The sequence below is a fragment of the Streptomyces antioxidans genome (genome assembly GCF_000968685.2).
GTDB lineage: Bacteria > Actinomycetota > Actinomycetes > Streptomycetales > Streptomycetaceae > Streptomyces > Streptomyces antioxidans.
Map to the genome: position 1 here is coordinate 1 of NZ_LAKD02000027.1, position 17,344 is coordinate 17,344.

General features: G+C 73.3%; 2 protein-coding genes. Both read right to left on the reverse strand.

The features are described 5' to 3' along the window. The coding region (locus VT50_RS10225) for a type I polyketide synthase (protein WP_240529112.1) at nt 1-1,456 on the reverse strand (1,456 nt) is incomplete at its 3' end. A 36-nt stretch (nt 1,457-1,492) separates the two neighbouring features. After that, nucleotides 1,493-17,302, reverse strand: coding sequence for a type I polyketide synthase (locus VT50_RS40350; RefSeq protein ID WP_240529113.1), 15,810 nt, complete (start codon nt 17,300-17,302; stop codon nt 1,493-1,495). Between the last annotated feature and the right edge of the window lie 42 nt (nt 17,303-17,344).

The window sequence follows — 17,344 nt, forward strand, 5'->3', positions numbered from 1 at the left end:
CCCCACGCCCCGACACCGGCCACACCACCGGAACGTCCGCACCATCACCGCGCTCGGCAACCGGCGACGGCTCAGCCTCCTCCACGATCACATGCGCATTCGTCCCACTGATCCCGAACGACGACACACCCGCACGCCGCAGACGACCATCCCCCACCTCCCACACCCGCGCCTCACCCAACAACTCCACCGCGCCTGAAGACCAATCCACCTGCGACGACGGCGCATCCGCATGCAACGTGCGCGGCAACACCCCATGCCGCATCGCCTGCACCATCTTGATCACACCAGCGACACCGGCGGCGGCCTGCGTATGCCCAATATTCGACTTGATCGAGCCAAGCCACAGCGGCCGACCCTCATCCCGACCCTGCCCATACGTCGCCAGCAACGCCTGCGCCTCGATCGGATCGCCCAACCGCGTTCCGGTCCCATGCGCCTCCACCACATCCACATCCGACGCGGACAGACCACCACTCGCCAACGCAGCCCGGATCACCCGCTCCTGCGACGGACCATTCGGCGCCGTGAGACCACTGCTGGCGCCGTCCTGATTCACCGCCGAACCCCGCACGACCGCCAACACCTCATGGCCGTTACGCCGCGCATCCGACAGCCGCTCGATCAGCAGCATGCCGACGCCTTCGCCCCAGCCGGTGCCGTCAGCGGCGTCGGAGAACGCCTTGCACCGGCCGTCTGGGGACAGCCCGCGCTGCCTGCTGAACTCGACGAAGGCGTCCGGGGTGGACATCACCATCACACCGCCGACGAGGGCGAGCGAACACTCGCTCTGCCGTAGCGCCTGGGCGGCGAGGTGCAGCGCCACCAGCGACGACGAACACGCCGTGTCCACGGTGACCGCGGGTCCCTCCAGACCGAACACGTAGGAGAGCCGACCGGACATGATGCTCGCCGCGTTGCCGGTGGTGAAGTAGCCCTCGGCGCCCTCGGGCGCCTGGGAGAACAACGAGCCGTAGTCTTGGATGCTCGTGCCGACGAACACCCCGGTGTCGCTGCCGTGCAACGACTCGGGCACCACGCCCGCGTCCTCGAACGCCTCCCATGCGGCTTCCAGCAGCAGCCGCTGCTGCGGGTCCATCGCCGCCGCCTCACGCGGGCTCATCCCGAAGAAGGCCGGGTCGAACTCACCGGCCTCGTAGAGGAAGCCGCCCTCGCGCACATAGCTGTGCCCGGCCCGGTCGGGGTCCGGGTCGTACAGCGCCTCGGTGTCCCACCCGCGGTTCTCCGGGAAGAATCCGATCGCGTCGCCGCCGGTGGCCACCAGGTCCCACAGGTCCGCGGGGCCACCCACGCCGCCCGCGAACCGGCAGCTCATTCCGACGATCGCGATCGGCTCATTACCGCTGTCCTCGAGCTCCTGGAGCCGCTGACGAGTGCGGTGTAGATCCGCCGTCACCTTCTTCAGGTAGTCGACGATTTTGTCTTCTCGGTTCATGTGCACCTCAGGGGTCGAGACCCAGGTCAGGTGGGCCTACGAAAGTCCCAGTTCGCCATCGATGAAGTCGAAGACCTCGTCCACCGTGGAGGTTTCGAAGTCCAGTTCGGCCGATTCCGCGCCGCCGGAGCCCGACGGCCGCTTCCACTGCGCCAGCAGGAGCTCCAGCCGGGCGGCGACCCGCGGACGGTTCCGGTCCTCCGGTGGGGCTGCCGCGAGAACAGCCTCCAGACGGTCGAGTTCGGCGAGCACCGGTGATGCCGAGTCATCGGCGGCGGCCAGCTCGGCGTCGAGCCGCGCCGCCAGCATCGCGACCGACGGATGGTCGAAGATGGTCGTGGTCGGCAGGCGCAGGCCGGTGAGCCCGTTCAGCCGGTTCCGCAGCTCGACTCCGGTCAGCGAGCTGAACCCGAGTTCCAGGAAGCCCTTGCGGTCGTCCACCTCTCCTGGTGCGACGCCGAGCACCCCGGCCACCTGTTTGGTGAGCAGGTCCAACACAACCCGCTCGCGCTCCGCCCCGGTCAGCCCAGCGACCATGCCAGGCCACGCGGGTGTGCTCTCGGTCTCTGTCTCCTCCGCGTCCCGAGGCACGGGCGCGGTGCCGTTGGCCTCGGCAACGGGGACCGTGGTCGTCGGCCAGTACCGGCGGTGTCGGAAGGCGTACGTCGGGAGATCGACGGTGCGCGGCGCGTACGGTGCGTAGACGGCGGCCCAGTCGGGTTCGATGCCGTGGGTGTGCAGCTGGGCCAACGCCGCGAGCAGCGACCGGTGTTCGTCCTGCCCCTCCCGCAGCGTCGGCACCGCCACCGCACTGTCAATCACCGGAGTCAGCGCGGCATCCGGACCCACTTCCAGGAACGCGGTCACACCACCCTGCTCGGCCATGTACTCCACGGCATCGCCGAAACGCACCGTGGCCCGCACCTGCTCCACCCAATACGCGGGCGTCGCCACCCGCTCGTCGACCGGCTGGCCGGTCACCGTGGACACCAGCGGCATCCTCGGCCGCGCAAAGGTGAGCTCATCAATGGCGGCAGCGAAGTTCTGCAACGCCCCGTCCATATGGTGGGAATGGAACGCCCGCGAGACCCGCAGCCGACTGACCTTCCAACCCCGCTCCCGACACACCCCCTCCAACACCGCAACCCGGTCGGCGTCGCCCGACACCACGACCGAGGCAGGCCCGTTCACCGCGGCCAGACCCACCCCATCACCCAGCAGCTCAACAACGTCCGACTCCGTAGCACCCACGGCCAGCATCGCCCCATCCGAACGCGCCCGCCGCATCGCCCGACCCCGCGCCGCCACCAACCGGCACGCGTCTTCCAACGACACCACACCCGCCGCGTAAGCAGCCGACACCTCACCCACCGAATGTCCCGCCACACACTCCGGCGCCACACCCCACACCCGCAGCTGCTCAAACAACGCAACCTCAACGGCGAACAACCCCGCCTGGGCGTACAACGTGTCCTCCAACGCCCCAGCATCGTCAAACACCACATCCAACAACGACCGATCCAGCAGACCCTCAAAGCCCGACGCCACCCGATCGAACACCTCAGTGAACATCGGCAGCACGCCATACAGACCACGCCCCATGCCCACCCGCTGCGCACCCTGGCCCGTAAACACCACGCCCAATGGTCCGGCCAACGAGGCCGCTCCCTCGACCACACCAGTCTGCGGCTCGCCCGAGGCCAACACCTTCAGTCCCTCGACGAGTTCGTCCGTGCTGGACCCCACCACAACACCCCGATGCGACAACCGCGCCCTACTCGTCGCCAGCGAAAACCCCACATCGACAGGCGACACATCAGAACGCTCATCCAGGAACTCGGCCAACCGCGCCGCCTGCGCCCGCAACCCCTCAACCCCACGCCCCGACACCGGCCACACCACCGGAACACCCACAGACTCACCACGCTCAGCAACAGGCGACGGCTCCACTCCCTCCACAATCACATGCGCATTCGTCCCACTGATCCCGAACGACGACACACCCGCACGCCGCAGACGACCATCCCCCACCTCCCACACCCGCGCCTCACCCAACAACTCCACCGCACCCGACGACCAATCCACCTGCGAAGACGGCTCACCCACATGCAACGTCCGCGGCAACACCCCATACCGCATCGCCAACACCATCTTGATCACACCAGCGACACCCGCAGCCGCCTGCGTGTGCCCAATGTTCGACTTGATCGAACCGAGCCACAGTGGCCGGTCGCGGTCCTGCCCGTACGTCGCCAACAACGCCTGCGCCTCGATCGGGTCACCGAGCTTCGTCCCGGTACCGTGCGCCTCCACCACATCCACATCGGACGCGGACAGACCGCCACTCGCCAACGCGGCCCGGATCACCCGCTCCTGCGACGGACCATTCGGCGCCGTCAACCCATTCGACGCACCATCCTGATTCACCGCAGAACCCCGCATTACCGCCAACACCTCATGCCCACGACGCCGCGCATCCGACAACCGCTCCAACACCACAACACCCACACCCTCCCCCCAGTTCGTCCCATCCGCCCCATCCGAAAACGCCTTACACCGACCATCCGGCGCAAGGCCGTGCTGGCGGCTGAACTCCACGAACGCGTCCGGAGTGGACATCACGGTGACACCACCGACCAGCGCCAGCGAGCACTCGCCGTGGCGCAGTGCCCCGGCGGCCCAGTGCAGGGCCACCAGCGACGACGAACACGCCGTGTCCACGGTGACCGCGGGTCCCTCCAGACCGAACACGTAGGACACCCGTCCGGAGAGGACACTGGCCGAGCTGGCGAGTCCGCGGTACCCCTCCATGTCGTCCGGTGAGCCGGTCAGCACCGCGCCGTAGTCCTGTCCGTTGGAACCGACGAAGACCCCCGTATCCGTGCCGCGCAGAGCGCCCGCGTCGATCCCGGCGCGCTCCAGCGCCTCCCAGGCCACCTCCAGCAGCAGCCGCTGCTGCGGGTCCGTGGCCACGGCCTCGCGCGGCGAGATGCCGAAGAACCCGGCGTCGAAGTCCGCGGCGCCGTCTACGAACCCGCCGACCCGCACATAGCTGCGGCCGGACCGCTCCGGATCCGCGTCGAACAGGCCGTCCACGTCCCAGCCCCGGTCGGCGGGGAACCCGGTGATCGCGTCCTTGCCGGTGGCCACCAGGTCCCATAGGTCCTCCGGTGAGGACACCCCGCCGGGGAACCGGCAGGCGACGCCCACGATCGCGATCGGGTCGGTGGCCACGGCCGGGTCGGCCGGGGTACCACGGTCCCGCACGGTGTCGGCACCGTCGAGCAACCGGTGCAGGTGCTGGGCGAGTGCCTGCGGTGTCGGGTGGTCGAACACCAGCGCCGCGGGCAGGGCCAGCCCGGTGGCCATGCTCAACGCGTTGCGCAGTTCCACTCCGGTCAGGGAGTCGAAGCCGAGATCGCGGAACGCCGTCAGCGTGTCGAGCTGGTCGGCCGACCCGTGCCCGAGCACCAGGGCCGCTTCCGTTCGCACCAGATCGAGGAGGGCCCGCTCACGCTGCTGTGGGTGGTGGACGGCCGACGTGGCGAGCCAGTCGGATCCGCGGGATTCGGCTTCCCGCGCCCCGGGGGTCGGGAGGAGTCCGCGCAGCACGACCGGCAGCGCGTCGGTGGTGGTGTCGGCCAGGTCGAACCTGGCCGGGACCGCGACCGGCTCGTTGCGCCGACACGCCTCGTCGAACAGGGCGAGTGCTTCCTCGGGGCGCAGCGGGGGTCCTGACCGGGCGAGCCTGCGCCGGTGTGCGCCGTCGACCCGGGCCGCCATGCCGTCCTCGGTGTCCCATGGCCCCCAGGCCAGCGACACGGCGGGCAGACCGGCGGCACGCCGCCAGTACGCGAACCCGTCGAGGAAGGAGTTGGCCGCCGCGTAGTTGGCCTGGCCGGGCGTCCCCAGCACCCCGGCGGCGGAGGAGAACACCACGAACGCCGAGAGCGGCAGTCCGGCGGTCGCCTCGTGGAGGTGCCACGCACCGTGCACCTTGGGCCGCAGCACGGCGTCGACCTGCGCGGGGGTCAGCGACGACGCAACGCCGTCGTCGACCACCCCGGCCGCGTGCAGCACGCCCCGGAGCGGGGCCCCGGCAGGCACCTCGGCGACCAGTCGGCGCACCGCGTCCGGGTCCGTGACGTCGCACGCCACCGCCCGCACCTCGGCGCCCAGCTCCCGCAGTTCGGCCAGCGGTCCGTCGGCGACGGAACCCGAACGGCCGGCCAGCACCAGGTGTCGTATGCCGTGGTGGGTGACGAGGTGCCGGGCGAGGATGGCGCCGAGCCCTGCGGTGCCGCCGGTGATCAGCACGGTGCCCGCCGGGTCCCAGTGCATGCCATCGCCTGTCGCACTGCCGCCGGGCACCAGCCGGGGCACAAGGAGCTCGTGTGCGCGGACGGCCGCCTGGGGTTCCCCGGCCCTTACGGCGGTGGCCACCCCGTCGGCGTCAGCCACGTCATCCACGTCGGCGAGCAGGAAGCGACCCGGGTGCTCGGCCTGGGCCGAGCGCACCAGGCCCCACACCCCCGCGCCCGCGAGATCGACGCCGCCATCGGGTTGTCCGCAGTGGACCGAACCCTCGGTCAGGAGCATCAGCCGGGCGGACGCCAGACGCGGGTCGGTGAGCCAGGACCGGATCACATCGAGCGTGCCGTTCACGGCCGCGGTGACGGCGTCGGGCTTCGCACCGGCCGCCACGGGCATGACCACGAGGTCGGGCACCGGCCCGGTTGCGGCGAGCTCGGCGAGATCGGCGTAGCGCGGTGCGGCGAGCGTGCCGGCCAGTGCGGCCGCGCCGGAGCCGAGCACCGCGAGCCGTGCGGGGGAGGCCGCGAGCCGTGCGGGGGAGGATCCGTGCCCGCCGTGTCGGGGCTCCCAGCCCAGCCGGTAGAGCGATGCCGATGTGGTCGGGTCAATCCAGTAGCGGGAGCGCTGGTACGCATAGGTCGGCAGTGGTACTCGCCGCGGCCGGGCGTCGGCGAGTTGCGCCCGCCAGTCCACGTCGTGTCCGCGCGTGTCCAGCCGGGCGGCGGCCGTGACGAGCGCGGTGAACTCGTCCTCGTCCCGCCGCAGCGCGGGCACCACGGCCAGCGCGGGGTCGGTGAGGTTTTCCCCGGCCATTCCCGACAGCACGCCGTCCGGGCCGATCTCGAGGAAGGTGGTGGCGCCCTGCTTGGTGAGCCAGTCCATCGCGTCGGCGAACCGCACCGCGCGCCTGACCTGGTCCACCCAGTACCCGGGGGTGCGGACCTCGGCCGGGTTCAGCCCCGCGCCGGTCACGGTGGACACCATCGGGATCCGGGGCGGGCGGAACTCGAGGCCGGACACCGCGTCCGCGAACTCGGCGAGCATCGGCTCCATCAGCGGTGAGTGGAACGCATGCGACACCCGCAACCGCTTGGCCTTGATCCCGCCCGTACGGCAGTGTTCCGCCACCGCGGACACCTCGTCCGCCGAACCCGCGACCACGACCGCCGCGGGCCCGTTGACCGCGGCGACGCACGCCCCGGTGTCCTCGATGAGCGCCGCGACCGTGTCCTCGGTGGCCGAGACGGCCAGCATCGCACCGCCGGCGGGCAACCGTTGCATGAGGGTGCCGCGGGCGACGACCAGGGCGGCCGCGTCCGCCAGGGACAGCACCCCGGCGATGTGCGCCGCCGCCACCTCGCCGATGGAGTGGCCGCCGACGTGGTCGGGGCGCACACCCCAGTCGTGCAGCTGCCGGTACAGCGCCACCTGCACCGCGAACAGTGCTGCCTGGGTGTAGGCGGTCTGGTCCAGGAGCGCCGCGAGCGGACTGTCCGGCTCGGCGAACATCACGTCCCGGACCGGATGGTCCAGGCCGCGGTCCAGCAGTGCGCACACCTCGTCCAGCGCGCGGGCGAACGACGGCGCGGTCTCGGCCAGTCTGCGTCCCATGCCGGGCCGTTGGCTGCCCTGGCCGCTGAAGAGGACCGCGAGTGCGCCGGGCGCTGTGCGGCCGCGGACCTGGTGCGGTGTCCTGTTCTCCCGGGCCAGCGCGGCAAGTTCGGTGCGCAGGGCGCCGGTGTCCGTTCCGAGCAGCACGGCGCGGTGTGCGAGGCGGGTGCGCCCCGCGAGCGAGTGTCCGATGTCGGCCGCGCGCGTGTCGTCGCCGTGGTCGAGGTGGCGCAGCAGCGCACGGGCCTGGGCGCGCAGCGCAGGCTCGGTCCGGGCGCTCAGGGCCCACGGCACCATGGGCCGGTCCACCGGTTCACCGGGTGGCCCGGCCGCCGGTGGCGGGGCCTGTTCGAGGACGAGGTGGGCGTTGGTCCCGCTGATCCCGAAGGACGACACGCCCGCCCGGCGCGGATGTCCGTGTCCGGTCCAGTCCGCCGGTTCGGTCAGCAGTTCCACCCGGCCGGTGGACCAGTCGACGTGCGGCGAGGGCTCGTCGGCGTGCAGGGTGCGGGGCAGGGTCTCGTGGTGCATCGCCATCAAGATCTTGATCACGCCGGCCACGCCCGCGGCGGCCTGGGTGTGCCCGATGTTGGACTTCACCGATCCGAGCCACAGCGGCCGTTCCCGGTCCGAGCCGTAGGTCGCCAGCAGTGCCTGTGCCTCGATCGGATCGCCCAGGCTGGTCCCGGTGCCGTGCGCCTCCACGACGTCCACGTCGGAGGGCCGGAGTCCCGCGGCGGCGAGTGCCTTGCGGACGACGCGTTCCTGCGCGGGGCCGTTGGGCGCGGTGATCCCGTTCGACGCGCCGTCCTGGTTGACCGCGCTGCCCCGGATGACGCCGAGGACGTCATGCCCGTTGCGGCGGGCGTCGGAGAGCCGCTCCAGTACGAGCACACCGGCGCCCTCGGCCATCCCGAACCCGTCCGCGCCGGCGCCGAACGCCTTGCAGCGACCGTCGTCGGACAGTGCGCCCTGGTGGGCGAAGGCCACGATGCCCTCGGGAGTGGACATCACGGATGCGCCACCGGCCAGTGCCAGTGAGCACTCCCCCAGCCGCAGCGCCTGCGCGGCGAGGTGGATGGCCACCAGCGACGAGGAGCACGCGGTGTCGATGGTCACCGTCGGGCCTTCCAGCCCGAAGGTGTAGGCGATCCTGCCGGAGACCACGCTCGCCGCGCTGCCGGTCACCGAGTAGCCCTCGGTGGTGTCGGCGCCCTTGGCCAGCAGCTGGGCGTAGTCCTGCCCGTGGGTGCCGACGAACACGCCGGTGTCGCTGCCCCGTAGCGGGGCCGTGTCGATCCCGGCCCGCTCCAGCGCCTCCCACACCACCTCGAGCAGGATCCGCTGCTGCGGGTCCATCGCCGCCGCCTCGCGCGGCGACACCCCGAAGAATCCCGCGTCGAAGTCCGCGACGCCGTCCACGAAGCCGCCGCCGCGGCGCAGTTCGGCGTGGGCCGTCCAGCCGCGGTCGGCCGGGACCGCGCCGATCGCGTCCCCGCCCGAAGCCACCAGCTCCCACAGGTCCTCCGGCGAGGTCACCCCGCCGGGGAACCGGCACCCCATGCCGACCACGACGACCGGGTCCGTGTCCGTGGCCACCGCCGGGCCCGCCGGGGTGGCGGGCGCTGCCGCGGCACCGGTCAGCTGCTCCCGGAGGAAGCGCGCGGCCTGCTCGGGCGTCGGGTGGTCGAACACCAGGGTGGCGGGCAGCCGGGCGCCGGTGGCGGTGGTGAGCCCGTTGCGCAGTTCCAGGCCGGTGAGTGAGTCGAAGCCCAGCTCCTTGAACGTCATGGCGGCGTCGATGGCGGTGGCCGCGGCGTGGCCGAGGATCCGCGCCGCATGGGTGCGCAACGTGTCGAGCAGCAGTGCGGTCTGCTGGTCGGCGGACAACCCGCGCAGCCGCTCGGTGAGCGCCGATTCCGGTGCACCGGTCGCGGTCCGCCGGGCGGGGCGGCGGACCAGCTGGCGCAGCACGGCGGGCGCGTCGTCGGCCCGTATGCCCGCCGGATCCAGCTTCGCGGCCAGGACGGCCGGCTGGTCCTGGCGCAGCGCCTCGTCGAAGAGGGCGAGCCCGTGGTCGAGGGGCATCGGCGCGGTCAACCGGGCGAGCCGGCGGCGGTCCGCCTCGTCCAGGCGGCCGCCCATGCCCGCGTCGATGTCCCACAGCCCCCACGCGACGGCGAGGGCTGGCAGGCCCGAGTCTCGCCGCTGCCCCGCCAGTCCGTCGAGGAAGGCGTTGGCCGCCGCGTAGTTGGCCTGGCCGGGAGCGCCGAGCACACCGGCCGCGGAGGAGAACAGGACGAACGCCGTCAGGGGCAGGTCCGCCGTCGCCTCGTGCAGATGCCAGGCGCCGTCCGCCTTGGGCCCGAGCACGGTGTCCAGCCGCTGTGGGGTCAGCGCGTCCACCAGGCCGTCGTCAACCACCCCGGCCGCGTGCACCACGGCGCACAGCGGGGCCGTGGCGGGCACCTCGGCGACCAGCTGCCGTACGGCGTCCCGGTCGGCCATGTCGCAGGCCACCACCCGCACCTGGGCGCCCGCCGCGTCCAACTCCCGCACCAGCGCCTCGGCTCCCGGCGCGGCCGGGCCGGAGCGCGAGGCGAGCAACAGCCGCCGCACGCCGTGCGCGGTGGCCAGGTGCCGGGCGATGACGCCGCCGAGTCCGCCGGTGGCGCCGGTGACCAGCACCGTGCCCTCCCGGTGCCAGGCTTCCCGTTCCCCGGTGGCGGTGGCGGCCCGTGCGAGGCGGGGCACCAGCACCCGGTCGCCGCGCACGGCCAGTTGCGCTTCACCGGAGCCGGCCAGCGGGGGGAGCCGGTCCGGTGCGAGCGGTCCGTCGGTGTCGATGAGCACGATCCGGTCCGGGTGCTCCGACTGCGCGGAGCGCACCAGGCCCCATACCGCCGCACCGACCGGATCGGCGGCGGCGTCCCGTGGCCCACAGCGGACGGCCCGGTGGGTGAGGACGACCAGCGGCGAGGACGCCGGTTCGCCGGCGAGCCGGTCCTGGAGGGTGCCGAGCACCGAACGCAGCGCCGTGCGGACCGCGTTGGGCACGTCCTCGTCGTCGGTGGGCGGCACTTGTGCGACGACGGGGGCGTCCACGGCTGCGACGACCTTGGCGTCCGCGGCGCCGCCGAGCTGCCCGGCCTCGACCCAGCGCTCGACCAGGAGGGAGCCCGGGCGCGCGCCCAGTCGCTCCGCGGTGACCGCGCGCAGTGCCAGCGAGTCCACCGCGACCAGTTCGGCGCCGTCCGGGTCGGTCAGCCGCAGCGCGAGGGCGCCGTCGTCGCCCGCCCGCAGCCACACCCGCGCGGCCGTCGCACCGGTCGCGCCGATCCGCACCCCGGACCAGGAGAACGGCATCCGTACGCTCGCGTCGTCACCGTCGCCATCGCCATCGCCATCGCTATCGCCATCGGCGGCACACCGCCACGCCTGCAGTGCCGCGTCCAGCAGCACCGGATGCACGGCGAACCGGCCCGCGTCGGACCGGAGGTCGTCGGGAAGAGCGATCTCGGCGAGGACGTCCTGGCCGTACCGCCACACCGATCGCACGGTGTGGAAGGACTCGCCGTAGTCGACACCGGTCCGCGCGACCCGGTCGTACCAGTCGGCCACGGACACCGGCACCGAGCCGGGCGGTGGCCATGCCCGCTCGGCTGCCCGGGGCGCGCGGGCGGGCCCGCCCGCCGTGGCGAGGACGCCGCTGGCATGCCGGGTCCACGGCTGTGTCTCGTCCGCGGTCCGGGAGTGGACGGCCACGGTGCGGGCCCCGGACTCGTCCGCCTCGGACACGGTGACCTGGATCCGCACACCGTCCCGTCCGGGCAGCACGAGCGGGGTGTGCACGGTCAGTTCGGACAGCTCGGCGCAGCCGAGCTCGGCGCCGGCGTGCAGGGCGAGGTCGACGAAGGCCGGACCGGGCAGCACGGTGTGGCCCAGCACGGCGTGGTCGGTCAGCCACGGATGGGTGTCCGGGGACAGCAGCCCGGTCAGTACCGCGGTGTCCGTGCCGGCGACCGGCACCACCGCACCGAGCAGGGGGTGGCCCGCGGCGTCGATGCCGAGTTCGCCGGCCGGCCTGGCCGGCCCCGCCGACCGCAGCCAGAACCGGGACCGCTGGAACGGGTAGGTGGGCAGGTCGACGGTGCGGACACCGCCGGGGAAGGCGGGGGTCCAGTCCACCCGGACACCGCGGACGTGCAGATCCGCGGCGGCGGCGAGCATACGTGTCCAGCCGCCGTCGTCGCGCCGCAGGGTGCCGGTCACGATGGCGGGGGCCGCGGCGCTCTCCACGCGCTGCTGGATCCCCACGGTCAGCACCGGGTGCGGGCTCACCTCGACGAACGTGGTGTGGTCGCGGGCCAGCAGCTCCTCGGTGGCCGTATCGAACCAGACCGTCTGGCGCAGGTTGCGGTACCAGTAGGCGGCGTCGGCCTCCGTGCCGTCGAGCCACCGCCGGTCCACCGTGGAGTACCAGGGCACGGTCGCGCGGCGCGGTGCGACGGGTGCGAGTACATCGGCGAGCTCGGCCTCGATCCGCGCCATCTGCGCGGAGTGCGAGGCGTAGTCCACGGCGATCCGCCGGGTGCGGACGCCGAGCAGTCCGAGCCGGTCTTCGAACTCCCCGACCCGGCCGACCGGACCGGAGACCACCACGGTCCGGGGGCCGTTGACAGCGGCCAGGGACAGTTCGGGGGCGTCGACGAGCCACTGCTCGACCTGGCCCGCGGCGGCGGCGACGGACGTCATCGCGCCGTCGCCGACGAGCACGGACAGGGCGCGGCTGCGCAACGCCACCACACGGGCGGCGTCGTCGAGGGACAGCGCGCCCGCGACGCAGGCGGCGGCGATCTCGCCCTGGGAGTGGCCGACGACGGCGTCCGGTACGACGCCGAAGGAACGCCACACGGCGGCGAGCGAGACCATCGTCGCCCACAGCACCGGCTGGACCACGTCGACCCGGTCCGCCCAGTCCGGCAGCTGCGCACCGCGCAGCACCGCGACGAGGTCCCAGTCGACGAACGCGTCGAGCGCCCGTGCGCAGTCGGCCATCGCGTCGGCGAACACGGCGGACGAGTCGAGCAGGTCAACCGCCATGCCCGCCCATTGCGAGCCCTGTCCGGGGAAGGTGAACGCCAACCGCCCCGGCTCGCCCGCGGTGCCGGTGGTCACGGTGGGTGTGGGTTCCCCGGCGGCCAGTGCGGCCAGCCCGGCCAGCAGGTCCACGCGGTCGCCGACGGCCACCGCCCGGTGCGGCAGGGCCGCCCTGCCGAACGCCAGCGTGCTCCCGGCACCGGCGAGGGAGAGGTCCTGTGCGGCGGTGAGCCGGGCGCGCAGCCGGGCGGCCTGCGCGGCGAGGGCACGGTCACCGCGCGCGGACAGCAGCAGCGCCACGGGGCCTTGTTCGTCATCGGGCGTCGCCGGTTCCGGTTCGGCACGTTCGAGGATCACGTGCGCGTTCGTCCCGCTGACCCCGAACGACGAGACCGCGGCGCGGGGCTGGCGTCCGGTGTGCGGCCACGGGGTCGGCTCGGTCAGCAGCCGCACGGTTCCCGCGGACCAGTCGACGTGCGGGGTGGGCCCGTCGACGTGCAGCGTCCGCGGCAGTTCGCCGTTCCGCAGCGCGCACACCATCTTGATCACGCCTGCGACCCCCGAGGCCGCCTGGGCGTGGCCGAGGTGGGACTTCAGCGAGCCGAGCAGCAGCGGCCGGTCGGGGTCGCGGTCCCGGCCGTACGTGGCGAGCAGCGCGCCCGCCTCGATCGGGTCACCGAGCCGGGTGCCGGTGCCGTGCGCCTCCACCGCGTCCACGTCGGACGGCCGCAGTCCGGCGTCGGCGAGCGCGTGGCGGATCACGGCTTCCTGCGCGGGGCCGCTCGGCGCGGTCAGCCCGTTCGAGGCGCCGTCGGAGTTCACCGCGCTGCCCCGCAGTACGGCAAGGACCCGGTGCCCGTTGCGGCGGGCGTCCGAGAGCCGTTCCAGCAGCAGCAGGCCCGCGCCCTCGGACCATGCGGTGCCGTCGGCGGCGGCGGCGAACGGCTTGCACCGGCCGTCCGGCGCCAGCCCGCGCTGGCGGCTGAACTCGACGAACACCGCGGGTGTGGCCATCACGGCCACGCCGCCGGCGAGGGCGAGCGAGCATTCGCCCCGGCGCAGGGACTGGCCCGCCAGGTGCAGGGCGACCAACGACGACGAACAGGCCGTGTCGATGGTGAGGGTGGGGCCCCGTAGCCCCAGGGTGTAGGCGATCCGGCCGGACACCATGCTGCCGGACGCGCCGATGCCGCGGTGGCCCTCGACCTCGTCGGCGGCCGGTCCGGCACCCGAGCCGTAGTCGTGGAACATCACGCCGGTGAACACGCCGGTCCGGCTGCGCCCCAACGTCTGCGGGTCGATACCCGCGCGTTCCACCGTCTCCCACGACAGTTCGAGCAGCAGCCGCTGCTGGGGGTCCATGGCCAGTGCCTCGCGCGGGGATATCCCGAAGAACGCCGGGTCGAACTCGCCCGCGTCGGAGAGGAACCCGCCGTGGCGCACGTAGCTGCGCCCGGCCGTGTCGGGGTCGGGGTCATAGAGCGCGGCGAGGTCCCAGCCGCGGTCGGTGGGGAAGTCGCCGATGACGTCGCGGTCCCCGGTCACCACCCGCCACAGGTCCTCCGGACCGCGGATGTCCCCCGGCAGCCGGCAGCCCATCCCGATGATGGCGATCGGCTCATCCTCGGCGACGGCCGGTGGCGGACCCGGTTCCGGTGCGGGGTCCGTCCCGCCGGACAGCCGTGCGGCCAGGTGTGCCGCGAGCGCGGCCGGGGTCGGGTGGTCGAACGCCACCGTGGCGGGCAGCGTGGTGCCGACGACCGGGAGCAGCCGGTTGCGCAGCTCGAGCGCGGTCGGGGAGTCGAAGCCCAGGTCTCGGAACGCCCGGTCGGTGGGGACGTCCGCCGATGAGTCCAGTCCGAGCAGGGCGGCGGTCTCGGTGCGCACCAGATCGAGGAGTACGCGGCTGTGGTGGGCCGGCGGCGGCCCGGCGGGCGTCGCGGACGGCTCGTCGGTGCGGACCAAACCGCGCAGCGCCGCGGGTACCGGCAGTCGGGTGTGCCGGGCGCGGAAGGCAGAGAGGTCCATCCGGGCCGCGACCGGTTGGGGGTCCGCGCCCGTCGCCACGAGGTCGAACAGCGCCAGCCCCTCCGCGGGGGCGAGCGGGGCGACACCGGCCCGGGCGAGTCTGCTGAGCTCGGCTTCGCCGACCCGGCCGCGGATCCCGGTCCGCTGCGCCCAGGATCCCCAGGCGATCGCCACACCCGGCAGCCCGGACATGCGGCGGTACCGGGCAAGTCCCTGCAGGAAGGCGTTGCCCGCGGCGGTTCCGGTGTGCTCGGAGCCGCCGAGCACCGTGTCCGCCGCGGAGAACATCACGAACGCCCGCAGCGGGAGGTCTTGGGTCAGCTCGTGCAGGTGCCAGGCGCCGGCGACCTTCGGGCCCGGGGCGGCGGCCGGGTCCTCGTGGAGGTCCCCCGCGGTGTGCACCACGGCGGTCAGCGGATGTGCGGCGGGCGCCGACGCGATCACCTTGGCGAGCGCGTCCCGGTCGGTGACGTCACAGGCGACCAGGCTCGCCTCGGCACCCGCTTCCGTCAGTTCGCTGAGCAGCCGGTCGGCGCCGGGCGCGTCCGGTCCGGAGCGCGAGACGAGCAGCAGGCTACGGGTGCCGTGCCGGGTGACGAGGTGGCGGGCCAGCAGCGCGCCGAGCGCACCGGTCGCTCCGGTGATCAGCACCGTGCCCGCGGTGAACGCGTCCGGCTCACCGGGGTCTTGTGCCGGGGTCCTGGTCAGCCGGGGAGCGTGCGCCACTCCCCCGCGGATCGCGACCACCGGTTCGTCCACCGTGGCGACCGCGGCCAGCGCGGCCGCCGACTCCGGTGTCCGGTCCAGGTCGGCGTGGAGGACGCGGTCCCCGGCGGCGGCCCGTATCGCGACCACCGTCCCCGTCACCGCGTTCGCGGGCAGGTCGACCGGTCCGGTGGCGGCGCCGGTGGCGTCCCGGGTGACCACGACGAGCCGGGCCTCCGCGGTCCTCGGCTCCTCGGTCCACTGGCGCAACAGGGACTGTGTGCGCGCCGTTGCCCGGCGCACCCGCTCGGGCAACGCGCCGTCGGCCCCTACGGTTGCGCACCAGGCCACGACCGCCGGTCCGTCGTCGAGGGCGGAGGACAGCGTCTCCCGTGCCTCGGCCGCCACGCCCGCGGACCTCAACGCCCCGGTGAGCGCGCCGGTGTCGTCGCCGAGCACCCGCCAGGGCCCTCCGTCGGGTGACCCGGCGGGCAGCTCCGTCCAGGCGATGCGGAACAGTGAGTCCGACCGGGTGCCGCCGATCGGGCGCAGGCTTCCGGCCCGCTCCCGGAGCACGTGCCGGCGGACCTTCCCGGAGCCGGTCCTCGGGATCTCCTCCACCTGGTAGACCAGTTCGGGAACCTTGAAGAAGGACAGGCGTTCCCGGCATCGCGCCAGGATCGTCTCCGGGTCCGGCGGCACACCGTCGGCCGGGACGACGAACGCCGCGGGGACCTCGCCGAGGACGTCGTGAGGGACGCCGGCGACCGCGGCGTCGGCGATCCCGTCGACGGTGGTGATCAGCGACTCGACCTCGGCGGGGTGGATGTTCTCCCCGCCGCGGATGATGAGTTCCTTGTGCCTGCCGCGGATGCTGAAGTGGCCGTCGCCGTCGCGTACCGCGAGGTCGCCGGTGTGGTACCAGCCGTCCCGCAGTACGGCCGTGGTCGCCTCGGGCGCGTTGTGGTACCCGGACATCACATTGGGCCCGCGCACCCAGACCTCGCCCTCGGTGCCGTCCGGCACGGCGAGCCCGGTCTCCGGGTCGGCGAGGCGGACCGAGAGGCCGGGCACCGCGGTCCCGCACGAGCCGGGCACCTTCGGTCCGCCCGGGCGGCTCGCGGTGATCGCGCCCGAGGTCTCGGTGCTGCCGTAGGTGTCCAGCAGCGCGGTGCCGAACACGTCCTCGAACTCCTGGCGCATGTCCCCGTTCGCCACCGCGCCGGTGACCAGGCAGGTGCGCAGTGAGGGCGCGGTGAGCCCGCGGGCGCGCGCGGCCTGGACCAGGTGGTGGTACATCGTCGGCACGCCGACGAGGAAGCTGAACTCCTCCTGCCGCACCCGGTCGAGCAGGTCGTGCCCGCCGAAGCCGGTGGTGATCCACGCGGTGGCGCCGACCGCGGCGACACCGTGCACGCACAGCACGTGCGAGAGGCTGTGGGACATCGGCAGCGGCCACAGGACCCGGTCATCGGGCGCGAGGCCGAGCACGGGCACGTAAGCCGCGGCCACCGACCACAGGCAGTTGCGCTGCGAGGACAACACGCCCTTGGGACGTCCGGTGGTGCCGGAGGTGTAGAGCATCCACGCGGTCTCGTCCAGCCCCAGGTCGTCCCGTGCGGCCACTGGGGGCGTCGATTCGGCGAGCGACTCGTAGCCCAGCAGGGCCGCCGGCACCCGGTCGCCGGTGACCAGCACCGGCACCCGGCCCGGCGCGGTCAGGGTGCGGAGCACCTGCGCGTGGTGTTCGACGTCAGTGATCACCGCCGACGCACCGCTGTCCGCGAGCAGGTACGCCAACTCGTCGTCGGAAGCCCGTGAGTTCAGCGGCACCGTCGTGGCGGCCGCCCGGCACACCGCGTAGTAGCTCTCCGCGGCCTCCACGGCGTTGTCCAGCAGCACGGCGACCCGGTCGCCGCGCGCCACCCCGAGGCTGGCGAGGTGCCCGGCCAGGTTGCCGCTGCGCCGTTCGAGGTCGGCGTACCCAATTCGGCGCCGTTCGTCTGCGAACGCGATTTTGCCGCCGTGCTGGGCCGCATGCTCGCGAAGCAATTCGGGGAGCGGCCGGACCAGGTCAGCGCGGAACATAGGTGATCATCACGGAGCTCATCACGGAAAGAATCCGATACA

Excerpts from the sequence above, each read along its gene's own strand:
- VT50_RS40350 (WP_240529113.1), bottom strand. The coding sequence starts at position 17,302 with ATGTTCCGCGCTGACCTGGTCCGGCCGCTCCCCGAATTGCTTCGCGAG.